Origin of the sequence: Tropicimonas sp. IMCC34043 (assembly GCF_003390845.1) — a bacterium.
In the GTDB taxonomy this organism is placed as follows: domain Bacteria; phylum Pseudomonadota; class Alphaproteobacteria; order Rhodobacterales; family Rhodobacteraceae; genus Tropicimonas.
On sequence record NZ_QMEK01000001.1, the window covers coordinates 945,431 to 960,000 of the forward strand.

The following is a 14,570-nucleotide window of genomic DNA, read 5'->3' on the forward strand; positions in this document are numbered from 1 at the left end:
AAGACGATTGTAATTCCCTCAAAACCCTCATACGACGTATATCATGTGTGCCGATATCCCCACCGATCCCCCACCGTCGGCGGCGCCTCTCGAGATCATACCCGGCCTGTTCATGCAGGTGGCTGCGCGTCTTGCGCAGGATCTTTGTGTCGAGGCCAGTCGAACTGCTCCGCTGAGGCCCCCGTTTCTGGGGGTTCTTGCATTGATAAAGGCCAATCCCGGTATACGGCAGGGGCTTTGTGCCTCTGCCCTGGGGTTTGATGCCACGACCTTTGGCCGTTACGTGGACCGTATGGTGCGCGATGGCTATGCGGAACGTTCGGTCCCTACCGAGGACCGGCGCGCCGTATGCCTGAGCCTGACACCCACGGGACTCGAAGCGCTGGAGGCAACCGAAGACGAGCTTGCAAACATGGGCGACATCTTCCGCCAAAGGATGGGTGCGCGTGACTGGGATCGGCTGAACAGCCTCCTGGTGCGCTTCCTGACCGTCCATGATCACCCCTTGCCAAGCCTGGCTCAGGAGGAAAGGCTGCCGAACGATACCTTTCCCCTCGAATAGGAGCTTGCCATGCCCGTGAAGAACCGCTTTGCCGAAATGCTGGACGAGATCAGCGCCTGGCGGCGGGACATTCACACGCATCCCGAGCTTCTGTTCGACACGCATCGCACCGGCGCCCTGGTCGCCGAAAGGCTGCAGTCCTTTGGCTGCAACGAGGTCGTTACCGGGCTTGCGCGGACCGGCGTCGTGGGCGTGATCCATGGCCGGACCAAGCGCTCGGGCCGGGTGATCGGGCTGCGCGCCGACATGGACGCGCTGCCGATCGCCGAGGCGACGGGGCTGCCCTATGCCTCGAACACCCCCGGCGTGATGCACGCCTGCGGCCATGACGGCCACACGGCGATGCTGCTTGGCGCTGCGAAATATCTGGCCGAAACCCGGAACTTCGATGGAACCGTCGTGGTCGTCTTCCAGCCCGCCGAAGAGGGCGGTGCCGGCGCCAAGGTGATGTGCGACGAAGGTCTGATGGACCGCTTCGGTATCGACGAAGTCTATGGCCTGCACAACTGGCCCGGAATGCCCACCGGCAGCTTCGCGATCCGTCCGGGCCCGTTCTTTGCCGCGACCGACGAGTTCCGGATCGTGATGGAGGGCAGGGGCGGCCATGCCGCGAAGCCGCACGAGACGGTCGACGCCACGGTGATGGCGGCCCATGCGGTGGTCGCGCTGCAAAGCATCGTTGCCCGCAACGCCGATCCGGTCGAGCAACTGGTGGTTTCTGTCACCTCGTTTCAGACATCGAGCAACGCCCACAACGTGATCCCGCAGAAAGTGTCGCTGCGCGGCACCGTGCGGTCGCTGACGCCCGCGATGCGCGACATGGCCGAGGCGCGGCTGACGCAGATCGTCAGCGGAACCGCGGCGATGTTCGGCGGCACCGCGACAATCGACTATCAGCGCGGCTATCCGGTGATGGTGAACGCCGATGTCCAGACCGAATTCGCGGCCGAGGTCGCGGCGGCGGTGGCGGGCAGTTGCGCCGAGGCGCCCCTGGTCATGGGCGGCGAGGATTTCTCCTATATGCTTCAGGAGCGGCCGGGGGCCTATATCCTGCTTGGCAACGGCGATACCGCCGCGGTGCATCATCCGGCCTATGATTTCTCGGACGAGGCGATCCCGGCGGGCTGTTCCTGGCTGGCCGAGATTGTCGAACGTCGGATGCCTGCTGCCTGAAGCGTCCCGCCGACGGGGCCGGGGCTGGCGGTTCCGGACGACGCGGGCTAATGGATGGCAAAGGAGGCCCGCATGTCCATTGCCAACGTCATCTGCATCAAATGGGGCGACCTCTTCGGGCCGGAATACGTGAACCGGCTCTATTCCGGGGCGCGGCGCAACTTGTCGGGACCGGTGCGGTTTTTCTGCATGACCGAGGATGCGGACGGGCTGCACCCGGATATCGAAGTGCTGGAGCTGGCGCGCGAACCCTATCTTGACGAGATGGACGCAGCCCTTGCCGTTGCCAACCGCCAGGGCGCGATGCGCAAGGTCAGCCTGTTCCGCCCCGGGCTGATCCCCGATCTCGACGGGCCGCTTTTGGGCTTCGACCTCGACGCGGTAATCACGGGCTCGCTGGACGAGATCCTGCACTTTGCGCCGGGCAAGGTTGCCATGCGTGCCGACTGGGTCGAGGCGCGGCGCGGCCGCCCGACAGGCCATGGTTCGGTCTTCCGCTATGATCCGGCGCTGCACGGCTGGCTTTATGACACGCTCGCCGCCGATCCGAAGGGCGAGGTCGAGCGGGCGCGCGGCTCCGAGCAGCGCTATACCTCGACACTGGCGCAGGCCAAGGGAGCCTTCGCCTATCTGCCGCCCGATCAGGTGGTCAGCTTCAAGCACGGTTGCCTCAGGCTTCCGCCGATGAACTATCTGGCCGAACCGCGGTTGCCTGCGAATGCGCGTATCGTCTGCTTTCACGGACGGCCGAAAATGAGCGAGGCGGTCGAAGGCTATCACGGCTCGATCCTGCGCCACAGCCTGCCCTGTGGCTGGTTGAGGGATCACTGGATCGACCGGACCCGGGACGATCTGGGAAGCGACTGGGGGTAGGCCCGGACCCGGCCGGTATCCTTGCAACCGGTCCGGCAATGACCTTTTGAGGCGACGCCCGAAGGGGGTCGGCCGGCCAACCCGATCGCGCCGCGATCATAAACAGGGCCGCAAGGCTGTTGCACGAACGGGTCGAGGATCTGTCGCGCACCATGACGCTCGAAATGTGCAAGCGCATCGGCGAGGCGCGGGGCGCGCTACCGCAGCAGTGGACCGTCCTGATCCAGATAGGCGTGGTCGAACTCGGCCAGATCGACCAGCGCCTCGAAGTTGTGGATGATCACTTGGCCTTTCTGGAACGTCAGCAACTCGCATTCGCGCAGTTCGCGCAAAACACGATTGACGTGCACCGGGCTCAGACCCAGCGCATCGGCCAGGTGGTATTGCGTAAGCGGGCAGGCGAACCCGGCGCGCGTGCCGCGTCCCACCAGGATCAGCCGCGCGCTGAGTTCAAGCAGGAAATGCGCCGTGCGCTCCAATGCGTCGCGCCGTCCGATGCTGACCAGATGTTCGACCACCATCGCCTCGTCCCGCGACGCGGCCCACAGCACTGCCGTCGCCAGGCGCGGGGTTGTATTGAACGCGTTCAGAAGGTCGCTTTCCTGCACTTCCGAGGCCTCGACCTCGGTCACCGGTTCGATATTGTGGTCGGCCGTGCGGAAAAGTACCGACCGCAGGCCCAGAAAATCGCCCGGGATCTGGAAGTCGACAATCTGCCGGGAGCCGTCGCGCAACAGCTTGTAGGAACAGACCCAGCCTTCGGCGAGGATGTATGCGGCGGCACTTACCTGGCCCTCGTGAACCAGATCGCGGCCCGCGGCAAAGGTGCGTCGCCGCCGGTGCAGACCTTCGAGGACCTTCAGATCGCCATCTGAAAGGACGACGAAGTTTCCAAGTTTACGGATCAGTGGACTTTGCGCAATGTTCATCGAATGCCTTTTCGGCCCTTGGCCGGTTGGAACGGATTTTGCCAATCATGAGTTGTGGCCGCTCGTCCCGACAATCGCGGCATGAATATAGGCATGTATAATTCAACGCTGCAATGATGACGATGTTCCATTTTTTTGCGGATCGGAATGCCACACGCCGCTGAAAAAGGCAGGTGCGCTACGCCATTGTTTCCGTGTGCGGGTTTTCATGGCATCTGCCACTATATAGGTCGAAAATGGGACAGATGCAGGTTCCAATTCGGGCTTTGGGTATTTTGTGCGATCTTTTGCGGTCCGACGCCCTTTCGTTCCGCTGCGGAGGCCGGGGTCAGGTATGCCCGACCTCGCCGGCGCGGTCGGCGACAATGACACCGCGCTGCGTCGTGTTGGGCAATTCTCTGCACCGACCCGAAAGATGTCAGCAGGCCAGTTGATCGAGGATCCGACCAGGGCGATGCGCCCGCGTTCCGGCGCGGGGCGCGGGGCGCGGGTCAAGGCAAGGCCTGCGGCCGCGAACGGGCAGGGACGGGCAGTATCCAACGAGGCCGGGAGACGCCCGATCCTTCACCTGCCTGCCGCGATCGGATAGGCCAAAGGTCAGAATCGATGACGGGACTGCAACATGCTGCCATGGACGCAACTGGCGACAGCGACCGCCCCGCAGGGAGGGGCGCTCAGGCTTTTTCGGCGGGGCGAGGAATTCTCGATCCGGCTCGAAGGCGGAAACGAACTGATGAACAGCCGCCTCGGCGGATCGGAAGAGGCGTTGGCCAGGCTTGCGCTGGATCGTCTGGCGGACCGGCGCGCGCCACGCGTGCTGATCGGCGGCCTCGGCATGGGATTCACGCTGCGCGCCGCGCTGTCGGTCGTGCCGTCCGATGCCCGCCTGATCGTTTCGGAAATCGTGCCAGAGCTGATCGACTGGGCCTCGCTGCACATGGGAGCGGTGTTCGGGGCGTGCCTTTCGGACCCGCGGGTCGAGGTGAGACAAGGCGACGTCGCCATGGCGATTGCAGAGGCGACCGGGGCGTTCGACGCCATCCTGCTTGACGTCGACAATGGCCCCGATGGCCTGACGCGTGCGGGCAACGACGCTCTCTATGGGCTTGTGGGGCTGCAATCCGCGCGCCGGGCGCTGACCGCGGGCGGCGTCCTTGCCGTCTGGTCCGCCGCGCCGGACCAGAGCTTTTCAAAGCGGCTGTCTCAAGGCGGGTTCGATGTCAGGGAGCAAACGGTTCGCGCCGGCCGCACCAGACGCGGCCCCCGGCACACGATCTGGACCGCCGTTCGAAACGGGACCTGACGTCCCGGAGCCGCCGTTCGCGTGCTGGGCCGGCAACCCGGCCCGGGCGTGACAAATCGCGAAGTAGACCAGTTTGGCGTCAATGACGTCGGGAGAAGATAGTGCAAATCGCTTTGCTTGGATCGCAAAAGGACAAGACCGCAGGGATCGTGATGATGTGCGCCGGCGTTGCATGTCTCAGCGTCAATGACGCCCTCGCGAAAACTCTGACCGCGGGCTATTCACCGCTCCAGATCCTGTTCCTGCGAAATCTGATCGCTCTGCCCTTCACGCTGCTTATCGCGCTGACGATGGGCGGGACGGCGGCACTGCGGTCTCATCGGCCTGTTGCACATCTTCTGCGCGGGGGGCTGTCGATCGGCGCGGCTATCCTGTTTTTCACAAGCCTCATGCACCTCGGGCTGGCAGAGGCGACAGCGCTGATCTTTGTCGCGCCGTTTTTCATCACCGTACTCTCGGCCATCTTTCTTGGCGAGCATGTGGGCTGGCGGCGCTGGGTGGCGGTAGTTGCAGGCTTTCTGGGGGTCCTGATCGTTATCAGGCCCGGCACAGCGGCGTTTCAGCTTGTCTCGCTGTTGCCGGTCGCGACGGCGCTCCTTTATGCGCTGCTGATGCTCAGCGCGCGGTGGGTCGATCCGCGCGAGAGCGTCTGGACGCTGCTGCTTTATCTGACCGGGGCGGGTGCCATCCTGAGCGCAATCATCGTGCCGTTCGTCTGGATTCCTGTCGGGGCAGGCGATCTCTGGCTTTTTGCCGCCATCGCGCTGTTCGGAACAGCCGGCATAACGCTGATCACGCAAGCATTTCGACTTGCCCCTGCCGTCGTTGTGGCGCCGCTGGACTATACGGGTCTGATCTGGGCGACGGCTTTGGGCTGGCTTGTCTGGAACGAGATCCCGGACAGCCTGACATTCGTCGGCGCGGCCATCATCATCTTAAGCGGCGTGGTGACGATATTGCGGGAACAGGCATCACATGACTGATGTCTCGGCAGATCCGCGCCGCAACCTTCGTCCGCCGGAAGCTCGATATTTCACGGTCTGCAGATCCGTCGAACCTTGCCGCGCGTGCATGGATTGAAATTTTTCCGTTGGACCTGGTAAGTGTAATTGCCTCCCGAATGGCGCAAACAACTGCGAGCCGTGTGCCGATCTATTGAAACCGTCGGAGGGTCTCAGAAAATAGCGACGTCTCAATGCGGGCAAGCGGACTTCTGAATTCTGCACTCGAATGGTCCGTCGCTGGCATAGATGGGTTTCTGCGGGCGACTCGCGGTCGGGCTGATATGGACGTTCGACGTGGCGCCTGCCGGGCCGGACTGTCCGGTCAAATGGCAGTGGCAGGTCAGGGCCATTCCGGGCCGAAGCACGGGGCGTGGTTTGCCGGCACTACCGCGCGTCGTGCGCCGCGGCGGCACCTGTGCCGAGTTCGATGATCTCTTCGGTGATTGCTTCCTGCCTGACCCGGCGCAGCGTGGCCTCGAAGGTTTCAAGCTCGCGCGCAATCTGGCTGCCCGCGGCGGCCATGGCCTCCATCCGCGCTTCGTTCTCGGCCGCGAAGGCGTGAAGCGCGGTTCTGCAGACAAGCGCGTGAAAATAATCTGCCCCCAGACGGTCGATCAACGCGTCGACGGGGATTTGCATCAGCGGGCGTTCGCCCACGGGCGCCGGAAGATCGGACAGATCGATCGGGAAAAGGGTCTGGCGCGCGACCGTCGGTCGCCCGGCAACCAGGCTGGTGAAAACGACATCGAGGCGGTCGATGCGGCCTGTGCCGACCGCATGATAGATCGCGCGCGTCGCCCTGTCGGCGAGCTTGGGGATGCCGGCTGTGTGCGATGGCATGGCAGCGCTCCAGACCGGCAATAGGCCGCGGGCCGCGGCAATGCCAATGCCGCGGGTTCCGATCAGAAACAGGGTCTCGGGATCGGGCTTTGCGCCGATGCTGTCGAGCACGCGTTCGCTGAAGGCGCCGGCAAACCCCTGTTCGGCGCAGAACGCCAGCAGACCGGTCTTGCCCGGGTCCGGCCCGGGGTCTTCAGAGGGCTTGGTTCCCGGGCCAAGCGCGCTCGCCATCGCAGCCGCAATGGTCGCGGCATAACTGTCGACGGCATCGATCTGGGTCCGGGCCACACGGGCGCGTGCCGCGGCGATGCCCTTCATGGCGTTCACGACCGCCCCCAGTTGTCGGATGCCGTCGATCCGGGCGCTGATATCGGCCAGCCGTTCGGTCATGGCACTGCGGCGGCTTCGCGCGCGTCTGCCTTGCCGTCCGCCAGGGATGCGGCAAGGCGGGCGAGCACGCCTGTCAGATCCTCGCGCGCCTTCGGGTCGAGTTTGCCCGTCTCGGCCAGCGCCCGCAGGACCCCGCCCGCATCACTGTCGAGCGCCGCAGGCAGGCCCGCGCAGAACGCCGTGACGGCGGTCAGCGGCAACGGATCGAGCAGACCGGACTGAACGGCCAGCATCAGCGCAACCTCGTCGACAAGCCGGAACGGCATATGCTGAGGCTGGCGCAGGGCCTCGCGGATCCTTGCGCCACGGGTCAGTTGCTGGCGCACCCGGCCATCGGGCATGCCACCGAAGCGGGTGAAAACCTCAAGCTCCAGAAACTGCGCATAGTCGAGCCGCAGCGTGCCTGCCGCATCTCGCAGACCGGGCGCCTGGGTCTTGCCGCCAACCCGGCTGACGCTCAGCCCCACATCTATGGCCGGCTTCTGGCCCTGCTGGAACAACGCGGCGTCCAGCACGATCTGCCCGTCGGTGATCGAGATCAGGTTGGTCGGGATATAGGCCGACAGGTTGCCTGAATCCGTCTCGGCAATCGGCAGGGCGGTCAGCGACCCGCCGCCGCGATCCGGCGACAGCTTTGCCGCCCGTTCCAGCAGCCGGGCGTGAATATAGAAGACATCGCCGGGATAGGCCTCGCGCCCCGGCGATTGCCGGGTCAGCAGCGCGATCTCGCGGTGTGTGGCGGCGTGCTTGGACAGATCGTCGATCACGATCAGGGCGTGCTGGCCCTTGTCGCGAAAATACTCGGCCATCGTCATCCCGGCATAGGGGGCGATCCACTGCAACCCGGGCGCGCTGGCGGCACCTGCCACCAGCACGATGCAGCGCGCGAAATCGCCCTTGGCCTGCAGCGCGTCGATGGCGCGGCGCACGCTCGACGTCTTTTGCCCGACGGCGACATAGATGCAGATCACATCGCTGTCGCGCTGCGCAACCAGCGCGTCGATGGCCAGCGTCGTCTTGCCGGTCGAATGGTCGCCGACGATCAACTCGCGCTGACCGCGGCCCAGCGCGAACAGCGTGTCCATGGCGACGATCCCGGTCTGCATCGGTTCGGTCACCAGATCGCGTTCGATGATCGCGGGGGCAGGGCGTTCGATCGGCAGCTGGGTCTCGGCCACGATGTCGCCTTTGCTGTCGAGCGGTCGGCCGAGCGGGTCGACGATCCGCCCCAGAAGGACCTCGCCGACGGGAACCTGCACCACCGCGCCGGTGCCGAACACCGCGTCGCCTGCCTCGACATCGGTTGCGGCGTCAAGCAGGACACAGCCGATCCTGTCGGCGTCGAGCACGCGCGCGAAGCCGACCTGACCGCCCTGGAACCGCAGCACCTCGTCGAGCCGTACGTCGCGCAGCCCCGAGATTATCGCGACCCCGTCGCCGATTTCCTCGACCCGGCCACGGTGTTCGGCGCGCGGCCCCAGTGGGGCGGCGCGCAGCGCCCCTTGTGCGGCGGCAAGCCAGTCCGAAGTATCGTCAGGCCGCATCCTTCATCTCCTTCAGGATCGCGGCAAGGTCCGCCTGCCAGCTGTTGCGCAGCACGAAATGCGCGCTGCGCAGTTCGAGGCCCGCGATCAGATCGGGGTCGGTGGCGAAAGTCAGCCTCGGCGCCCCGCCAAGCGCAGCGCTGATCGCCGTCCCGATCTCTGCCCACTCGGCGTCGGTCAGGGCGGCGGCGGTCACGATCTCGATCTCGGCGGCAGAGGCGACAAGCGAAGCGCGCTCCGCAGCCGACATGCCGGCAATGGCCTTCAGCAACCGGGCAAGGAAGGCCGTCTGGACCGCGGGGCCGTTCAACTGACCCAATAGCCTTGCGGCAATGTCCACCGACAGCGCCGAGGCCTCGGCTGCGGTTTCCCTGCGCGCCGCCGCCCTGTCGCGGTCGATGGCGGTTTGCGCGTCTGCCAGCAGCGTCTCGGCCTTGGCCCGCGCCTCGGCCAGGGATGCCTGCGCCGCGGCCTCGGCCTTTGCTGCGGCCTCGGCGAGCAGCGCCCTGCGTTCTGCTGCAATGCCGTCGCGGGCCTTGCCAACCTCGGCCAGTGCGGCACCGGCCTTGACCTCCGCCGCCTTTGCCGCGGCGAGCATCGCCTGCGTGGTTTCCTGACGCCGGGCAATGGCCCCTGCGACCGGGCGCCAGAATACCCGCGACAGAAGCCAGACCAGGATCAGGACATTGACCGCCTGCAACCCCAGTCCCCAGAAGTCGATGGTCATGGCATCACGCCAGCAGCGGGTTGGCGAACAGCAGCAGCAGCGCAATCACCAGACAATAGATCGCCGTCGTCTCGATCATCGCGAGACCGACGAACAGCGTGCGAGAGATCGTGTTTGCGGCCTCGGGTTGTCGCGCGATGGCGTCCATCGCGGCGGCGACGGCACGACCCTCGGCAAGGGCGGGACCGATCGCCCCGAACGCGACGGTAAATGCCGCGCAGACGATGCTGGCAAGGGGAAGATAGTCCATCATGGATCCTTTTGCTTTGGGGAAGGGACCGGCCCGGCTTCGGCCCGCCTCGGCTGGCCGTCCTCGACCGCCGAGGTGATGAAGACCATCGCCAGAACCGCGAAGATGTAGGCCTGCACCAGCCCGGTCAGCAGATCGAGCGCGATAAGCGGGATCGGCACCAGAAGCCCCGCCAGCGAGGCGACGATGCCGATCACGAAGACGCCGCTCATCACGTTGCCGAAGAGACGGACGAACATCGAAAAGACCCGGGTCACGCTTTCCAGCATGTTGAGCGGGATCATCACCACGTTGGGCGCGGCGAAGGATTTGAGGTAGCCGCGCAGGCCTGCGCCGCGCACGCCGAACCAGATTACCGACAGGAAAACGAGGAGCGCGAGGGCCGCATCGGTTTCGAGTTTTGCGGTCGGCGGGTCGACCCCCGGCACCAGCGAACTCCAGTTCGCCACGAGGATGAACAGAAACAGCGTGCCGATGAAGTCGCGATAGGGCGCGGGTGCGGCCCCCGTCGTCTCGCGGATCTGGGTGTCGAGCATCGCGACCAAAAGCTCGAGCGCGGCCTGACGCTTGTCCGCGATCAGCGCAAGCCGACGGGTCAGCAGCTTGGCCCCAAGCACCAGCACCGCCATGATCGCCCAGGTCGTGAGGATTGCCTGCGTGATCGGCACCGGTCCGATGTAGAACAATGCGACCGATTCAAGCGGCGAGTTCATGTGTCATGCCTCCGCACCCGGCGCAGCATCAGGGCCTTGGCACCAAGCACGCCCGCGAGCGCCGCGAGAAGCGCAAAGGCCCCGGCCTGCACGGCCAGATAGAACCCCGCAGCCAGCAGCGTCAGACGCCCCAGCGTCAGCGCCAGCCCGAGCAGGGGGCGACCCTGGCCAACGATCAGATCCGCGGTCATGCGCAAGGCGCGGAAATAGGTGTAGCCCAGAACAAGCCCGCCGAGAAGGCAGACCGGCAGGACGACAGACAAGGGCAGGGCAGCGAGATCGATCATGGTGCGTTCATCCATTTCCAGGCGATCCAGCCGCCAAGGCACAGCCCCAGCACCAGGAAGGGCGCAGTCCAGAAGATGCCGGTGCCGAGCCGCGCGTCGAGCCAGCGGCCAAAGAACATCCCGCCGAGCGTCGGAACCACAAAGATCCAACCCAACACACCGATCTGCGCCAGACGGCGGCCGACCGACATGTCGCCCTCGCGCAGCCACCGGTCGCGCCGGTCGCGGCGCAGGCGGGTTTCGCGGACAAGGGGATCTTCCTCGGGCGGGTCTGGCCGGTCATCGCTCATCGGAACTCTCCCGCGCTCGACCCCGGCCGCAACCGGCTGATCATCCGGCGGATCGCGTGCAGTTGCAGGCGCACCGTCTCGACATGTTCGACGCGTTCCTCGTCGGCGTCGCTCTGGAACCGGGCCAGCACCTCGGCATCGAGCGTGGCGAGGTCCGTGCCCGCCACGGCCTCGCGCGTTGCAATGGCGATGGCGGTCCCGGCCGTCACGGTCAGCACCCCGCCGCGCACGGCGCAGAACCGCTCCGCGCCGGCCCTGCGCCAGCTGACGATCGAGATCGCAAGCGCCGTCAGGAACGGGGCGTGGCCGGACAGGATGCCGAAGCTGCCGCTGGCGTCCTCGGCACGCAGGCTGTCGATGTCCTCATCGATCACGACCGACAACGGTGTCACGATCCTCAGCCTCATGCCGCAGCCCCCGCGTCCGAAGTCTCCGCTGCCTTTGCCTCGGCCTCTTTCCTGCGCGCATCCTCGAAAGTGCCGATCATGTAGAGCGAGCGCTCCGACCAGTCGTCGGCCTCGCCATCCAGAATGGCGCGGCACCCCGCCAGCGTGTCGGCCAGCGGGACGCTGGCGCCCGGTGTGCCGGTAAAGGCCTCGGTCACCATGAAGGGCTGGGTCAGGAAGCGTTGCAGCCGTCGCGCGCGCCTGACGATCTGGCGGTCGGCGGCCCCCAGTTCCTCGATCCCGAGCAGCGAAATGATGTCGGTCAGTTCGCGAAACCGCGCCAGCGCCTGACGGACGGCTTCGGCGGTCCGGTAATGCGCCTCGCCGACGACCAGCGGGTCGAGCAGCATCGAGGACGACGACAGCGGATCGATCGCCGGATAAAACCCCTCGGCCGCCTGCGCGCGCGACAGCACGATGACACAGTCCATATGGCTCGAGATCGTCGTGACGGCGGGATCGGTGAAATCGTCGGCGGGGACATAGACGGCCTGAATGGCGGTCACCGCAGAGCCGGCGACCGACGCGATCCGTTCCTGCAGCCCCGCAACCTCGGTCGCGAGCGTTGGCTGGTATCCGACGCGCGACGGCAGCCGTCCGAGAAGGCTCGATACCTCTGCGCCCGCCTGGACAAAGCGGAACACGTTGTCCATCAGCAAAAGCACGTTCCGGTGCTGCTGGTCGCGAAAATGCTCCGAGATCGTCAGCGCCGTCAGTGCCGCCCGCCAGCGCGCGCCGGGCGGCTCGTTCATCTGGCCATAGACCAGCACGGTGCGTTCCAGCACGCCGGAGCCTTGCATCTCGGTCAGAAGCTCGTGGCCCTCGCGCGAGCGCTCGCCAATGCCGGCAAAGACCGAGATGCCTTCGTATTTTTCGACCATGGCGCGGATCAGTTCCATCACCAGAACCGTCTTGCCAACCCCGGCGCCGCCGAACATCGCAGCCTTGCCGCCCTGTGCCATCGGCGTCAGCAGGTCGATCACCTTGATGCCGGTCTCGAACATGTCGATGGCACCGGTCTGGGACTTCAGCGGTGGCGGCAGGGCGTGGATCGACCGCCGCGGCGTGTTTTCGGGCAGCGCCGGCCCGTTGTCCTGCGGATCGCCAACGACATCGAGAAGCCGCCCGAGCACGGCCTTGCCCACGGGCACCGCCACCGGCGCGCCGGTCGCGCGCACCGAGACCCCGCGCGCAAGGCCCGAGGTTGATTGAAACGCCACGGCGCGCAGGGTGGTCCGGTCCAGATGGCTGTGAACTTCGAGGATGAGCGGCGATGGCCGGTGCCATTCGACCACCAGCGCAGAGTCGATCGGCGGCAAATCGGCGTCTGGAAAGACGACATCGACGACCGCGCCTCTGACGGCATGGACGATGCCAGCCGCCTGCCGCGGTGTGTCCGATGTCGCCTGTTCCGTCTGCATGGCTTCGAGATCTCCCCAGAATGGACGATTCGCTCGCGCCTGACGTATCCAGCCTACGCTTGGTCCGGGCGGAGTTGGTTGATCTGAATCAGCCGTTGCTGCAATGCGGCGGCGCCGGGACGGGACCTGCCGCCAAGGGTCGCTAACCCCGATCAGTGCGGGCGGGAGGTAATTGCGGCAGACAGACCCCACGCAGACCGCAGACAGACCGCAGACAGACCGTTGTCGAAGTCGCGGACGATGCTACGATCAGGGCCGCGCAGAGATCGGTTGGGCCACCGACCTCAGGGTTCTGAGCGACGAGAACACCGGCTTTGGTCCCCCACAAACATGGAGTTCACGATGATACATGACAGCAAGACCACCAAAGGCGCTTCGGTCGACAGTGATCTCGAAGAGGTAAGCCGTCAGATGGCGGCGCTGCGGGAGGATATGGCGAAGCTTGCACAATCCGTCACCGGGATTGCCGGACGCCGCGGCAGCGGCATGGCTGCGGACCTCGCGGAGGGGTTCGGCGAGGCCAGGAACTATGCCGTGAAGACGGGCAGGTCGGCAGAGGCCCGACTTGAGGGCACGGTCGCCGCGCACCCCCTTCTTGTCATTGGCCTTGCGGTGGGCGCGGGCCTTCTGATCGGTGCCTTGTCGCGGCGGTAAGGCAAGCCGCCCTGCGGCGGTTGCTCGATAATGCTGCGGACGGGTGCCATGGCCCGGCGGGTGGCGCGGCTGGACCAGCCGCCTCAGCCGCCGGTGTGGCTCATGTGCCGGCTCATCTCGCCGGCGATCTCTTGCCGCGAGTAATCGAAATCGTGGCCCTTCGGCTTGCGGGCGATGGCGGCGCGGATCGCAGACTCGAGCGCCTCGGGATCGCCCGGCGCGTTGCGCAGGGGCGCGCGAAGGTCGGCGCAGTCCTCTTGCCCGAGGCACATGAAAAGCTCGCCGGTGCAGGTCAGCCGCACGCGATTGCAGCTTTCGCAGAAGTTGTGGGTCAGAGGCGTGATGAAGCCGATCTTTTGCCCGGTTTCCTGCAGGCGCACATAGCGGGCGGGTCCACCGCTGGATTCGTCGAGATCGATCAGGGTAAAGCGCCCGGCCAGGCGCGCGCGCAGATCCTTCAGCGGCCAGTATTGATCGCGCCGGTCCTCGGCGCCAAGATCGCCCATCGGCATGACCTCGATAAAGGTCAGGTCCATGTCGCGGGCCGCGCACCACGCCGTCAGGTCGAACAGCTCGTCCTCGTTGAAGCCTTTCAGCGCCACGGTATTGATCTTGACCCGCAGCCCCGCGGCAAGCGCCGCATCGATGCCGCGCTGCACCTGGTCGAACCGGCCCCATCGGGTGATGCGGGCGAATTTCTCGGGCTGGAGGGTGTCGAGAGAGACGTTGATCCGGCGCACCCCGACCTCGGCCAACGGCGCGGCAAAGCGCGTCAACTGGCTGGCGTTGGTGGTCAGCGTCAACTCGTCCAGCGCACCGCTGTCGAGATGCCGGGCCATCGCCTCGAAATAGGTCATGATCCCGCGCCGGACCAAGGGCTCGCCCCCGGTAATCCGCAGCTTTTGCACCCCGAGCCGGATGAAGGCCGACGAGAGGATGTCGAGCTCCTCAAGCGTCAGCAGGTCCTTCTTGGGCAGAAAGGTCATGTTCTCGGCCATGCAATAACTGCAGCGGAAATCGCAGCGGTCGGTCACCGAAACCCTCAGATAGCTGACGCTACGCCGGAACGGGTCGACAAGCGGGGCGGCAACAGGCATGGCAAGGGGCGCGTTCATGGCAGCGACGCTACGCAGAGGCGGCAATGCTTGCAAGGGGCGGCTTGGC

17 protein-coding genes are annotated in these 14,570 nt (G+C 65.8%); 6 read left to right on the forward strand and 11 right to left on the reverse strand.

The window, feature by feature from the left end; translation table 11 throughout:
- Positions 1-43 precede the first annotated feature (43 nt).
- From DQG17_RS21620 to DQG17_RS04375, 3 genes are all read left to right on the forward strand, one after another.
- Positions 44-562 (forward strand): MarR family winged helix-turn-helix transcriptional regulator, encoded by a 519-nt coding sequence (locus tag DQG17_RS21620; RefSeq protein WP_157973524.1) that lies wholly within the window; start codon positions 44-46, stop codon positions 560-562.
- 9 nt (positions 563-571) lie between these two features.
- Positions 572-1,735: a M20 aminoacylase family protein gene (locus tag DQG17_RS04370; RefSeq protein WP_116131536.1), complete on the forward strand. Its 1,164-nt coding sequence runs from the start codon at positions 572-574 to the stop codon at positions 1,733-1,735.
- Between the two features lie 72 nt (positions 1,736-1,807).
- The gene (locus tag DQG17_RS04375) at positions 1,808-2,608 is read left to right on the forward strand and encodes a glycosyl transferase (protein ID WP_116131537.1); all 801 of its coding nucleotides are present in this window, start codon (positions 1,808-1,810) and stop codon (positions 2,606-2,608) included.
- Positions 2,609-2,805: 197 nt separating this feature from the next.
- On the opposite strand, the gene DQG17_RS04380 is transcribed toward DQG17_RS04375, so the two are convergent.
- Positions 2,806-3,537, reverse strand: a complete 732-nt coding sequence (locus tag DQG17_RS04380) for a Crp/Fnr family transcriptional regulator (protein ID WP_116131538.1) — start codon at positions 3,535-3,537, stop codon at positions 2,806-2,808.
- A gap of 622 nt (positions 3,538-4,159) precedes the next feature.
- On the opposite strand from DQG17_RS04380, the gene DQG17_RS04390 reads away from it, so the two are divergent.
- Positions 4,160-4,840, forward strand: coding sequence for a spermidine synthase (locus DQG17_RS04390; protein WP_116131540.1), 681 nt, complete (start codon positions 4,160-4,162; stop codon positions 4,838-4,840).
- Between the two features lie 101 nt (positions 4,841-4,941).
- Positions 4,942-5,823 carry a DMT family transporter gene (locus DQG17_RS04395; RefSeq protein WP_369907978.1) on the forward strand — a complete coding sequence of 294 codons (882 nt, stop codon included), beginning with the start codon at positions 4,942-4,944 and terminating at the stop codon, positions 5,821-5,823.
- Positions 5,824-6,228: 405 nt separating this feature from the next.
- On the opposite strand, the gene DQG17_RS04400 is transcribed toward DQG17_RS04395, so the two are convergent.
- From DQG17_RS04400 to atpD, 9 genes are read right to left on the reverse strand one after another with little or no spacing between them, the layout of a single operon-like run.
- Positions 6,229-7,074, reverse strand: a complete 846-nt coding sequence (locus DQG17_RS04400; protein WP_116131541.1) for a F0F1 ATP synthase subunit gamma — start codon at positions 7,072-7,074, stop codon at positions 6,229-6,231.
- Positions 7,071-8,618 carry a F0F1 ATP synthase subunit alpha gene (locus DQG17_RS04405; protein WP_116131542.1) on the reverse strand — a complete coding sequence of 516 codons (1,548 nt, stop codon included), beginning with the start codon at positions 8,616-8,618 and terminating at the stop codon, positions 7,071-7,073. Before DQG17_RS04405 ends, DQG17_RS04400 begins: the two co-directional genes overlap by 4 nt.
- The gene (locus tag DQG17_RS04410; protein WP_116131543.1) at positions 8,608-9,345 is read right to left on the reverse strand and encodes a F0F1 ATP synthase subunit delta; all 738 of its coding nucleotides are present in this window, start codon (positions 9,343-9,345) and stop codon (positions 8,608-8,610) included. Before DQG17_RS04410 ends, DQG17_RS04405 begins: the two co-directional genes overlap by 11 nt.
- A 4-nt stretch (positions 9,346-9,349) precedes the next feature.
- Positions 9,350-9,595, reverse strand: coding sequence for a F0F1 ATP synthase subunit C (locus DQG17_RS04415; RefSeq protein ID WP_116131544.1), 246 nt, complete (start codon positions 9,593-9,595; stop codon positions 9,350-9,352).
- Positions 9,595-10,308, reverse strand: a complete 714-nt coding sequence (locus DQG17_RS04420; RefSeq protein ID WP_116131545.1) for a F0F1 ATP synthase subunit A — start codon at positions 10,306-10,308, stop codon at positions 9,595-9,597. Before DQG17_RS04420 ends, DQG17_RS04415 begins: the two co-directional genes overlap by 1 nt.
- A complete protein-coding gene (locus DQG17_RS04425; RefSeq protein WP_116131546.1) occupies positions 10,305-10,610 on the reverse strand; it encodes an ATP synthase subunit I in 306 nt (101 codons plus the stop codon). Before DQG17_RS04425 ends, DQG17_RS04420 begins: the two co-directional genes overlap by 4 nt.
- The gene (locus tag DQG17_RS04430) at positions 10,592-10,885 is read right to left on the reverse strand and encodes an AtpZ/AtpI family protein (RefSeq protein WP_116131547.1); all 294 of its coding nucleotides are present in this window, start codon (positions 10,883-10,885) and stop codon (positions 10,592-10,594) included. Before DQG17_RS04430 ends, DQG17_RS04425 begins: the two co-directional genes overlap by 19 nt.
- Positions 10,882-11,292, reverse strand: coding sequence for a F0F1 ATP synthase subunit epsilon (locus tag DQG17_RS04435; protein WP_116131548.1), 411 nt, complete (start codon positions 11,290-11,292; stop codon positions 10,882-10,884). Before DQG17_RS04435 ends, DQG17_RS04430 begins: the two co-directional genes overlap by 4 nt.
- Positions 11,289-12,752: a F0F1 ATP synthase subunit beta gene (atpD, locus tag DQG17_RS04440; RefSeq protein ID WP_116131549.1), complete on the reverse strand. Its 1,464-nt coding sequence runs from the start codon at positions 12,750-12,752 to the stop codon at positions 11,289-11,291. Before atpD ends, DQG17_RS04435 begins: the two co-directional genes overlap by 4 nt.
- 342 nt (positions 12,753-13,094) lie before the next feature.
- On the opposite strand from atpD, the gene DQG17_RS04445 reads away from it, so the two are divergent.
- Positions 13,095-13,406 (forward strand): YqjD family protein, encoded by a 312-nt coding sequence (locus DQG17_RS04445; RefSeq protein WP_157973526.1) that lies wholly within the window; start codon positions 13,095-13,097, stop codon positions 13,404-13,406.
- A gap of 83 nt (positions 13,407-13,489) precedes the next feature.
- Here DQG17_RS04445 and moaA read toward each other — a convergent pair whose 3' ends face one another.
- Positions 13,490-14,521, reverse strand: coding sequence for a GTP 3',8-cyclase MoaA (gene moaA, locus DQG17_RS04450; RefSeq protein WP_232829323.1), 1,032 nt, complete (start codon positions 14,519-14,521; stop codon positions 13,490-13,492).
- Between the last annotated feature and the right edge of the window lie 49 nt (positions 14,522-14,570).

Bases quoted from the DNA above. Each gene is read 5' to 3' on its own strand.
- DQG17_RS21620 (WP_157973524.1), top strand. From the start codon at position 44: ATGTGTGCCGATATCCCCACCGATCCCCCACCGTCGGCGGCGCCTCTC.
- DQG17_RS04370 (WP_116131536.1), top strand. From the start codon at position 572: ATGCCCGTGAAGAACCGCTTTGCCGAAATGCTGGACGAGATCAGCGCC.
- DQG17_RS04375 (WP_116131537.1), top strand. From the start codon at position 1,808: ATGTCCATTGCCAACGTCATCTGCATCAAATGGGGCGACCTCTTCGGG.
- DQG17_RS04380 (WP_116131538.1), bottom strand. From the start codon at position 3,537: ATGAACATTGCGCAAAGTCCACTGATCCGTAAACTTGGAAACTTCGTC.
- DQG17_RS04390 (WP_116131540.1), top strand. From the start codon at position 4,160: ATGCTGCCATGGACGCAACTGGCGACAGCGACCGCCCCGCAGGGAGGG.
- DQG17_RS04400 (WP_116131541.1), bottom strand. From the start codon at position 7,074: ATGACCGAACGGCTGGCCGATATCAGCGCCCGGATCGACGGCATCCGA.
- DQG17_RS04405 (WP_116131542.1), bottom strand. From the start codon at position 8,618: ATGCGGCCTGACGATACTTCGGACTGGCTTGCCGCCGCACAAGGGGCG.
- DQG17_RS04410 (WP_116131543.1), bottom strand. From the start codon at position 9,345: ATGACCATCGACTTCTGGGGACTGGGGTTGCAGGCGGTCAATGTCCTG.
- DQG17_RS04415 (WP_116131544.1), bottom strand. From the start codon at position 9,595: ATGGACTATCTTCCCCTTGCCAGCATCGTCTGCGCGGCATTTACCGTC.
- DQG17_RS04420 (WP_116131545.1), bottom strand. From the start codon at position 10,308: ATGAACTCGCCGCTTGAATCGGTCGCATTGTTCTACATCGGACCGGTG.
- DQG17_RS04425 (WP_116131546.1), bottom strand. From the start codon at position 10,610: ATGGATGAACGCACCATGATCGATCTCGCTGCCCTGCCCTTGTCTGTC.
- DQG17_RS04430 (WP_116131547.1), bottom strand. From the start codon at position 10,885: ATGAGCGATGACCGGCCAGACCCGCCCGAGGAAGATCCCCTTGTCCGC.
- DQG17_RS04435 (WP_116131548.1), bottom strand. From the start codon at position 11,292: ATGAGGCTGAGGATCGTGACACCGTTGTCGGTCGTGATCGATGAGGAC.
- atpD (WP_116131549.1), bottom strand. From the start codon at position 12,752: ATGCAGACGGAACAGGCGACATCGGACACACCGCGGCAGGCGGCTGGC.
- DQG17_RS04445 (WP_157973526.1), top strand. From the start codon at position 13,095: ATGATACATGACAGCAAGACCACCAAAGGCGCTTCGGTCGACAGTGAT.
- moaA (WP_232829323.1), bottom strand. From the start codon at position 14,521: ATGAACGCGCCCCTTGCCATGCCTGTTGCCGCCCCGCTTGTCGACCCG.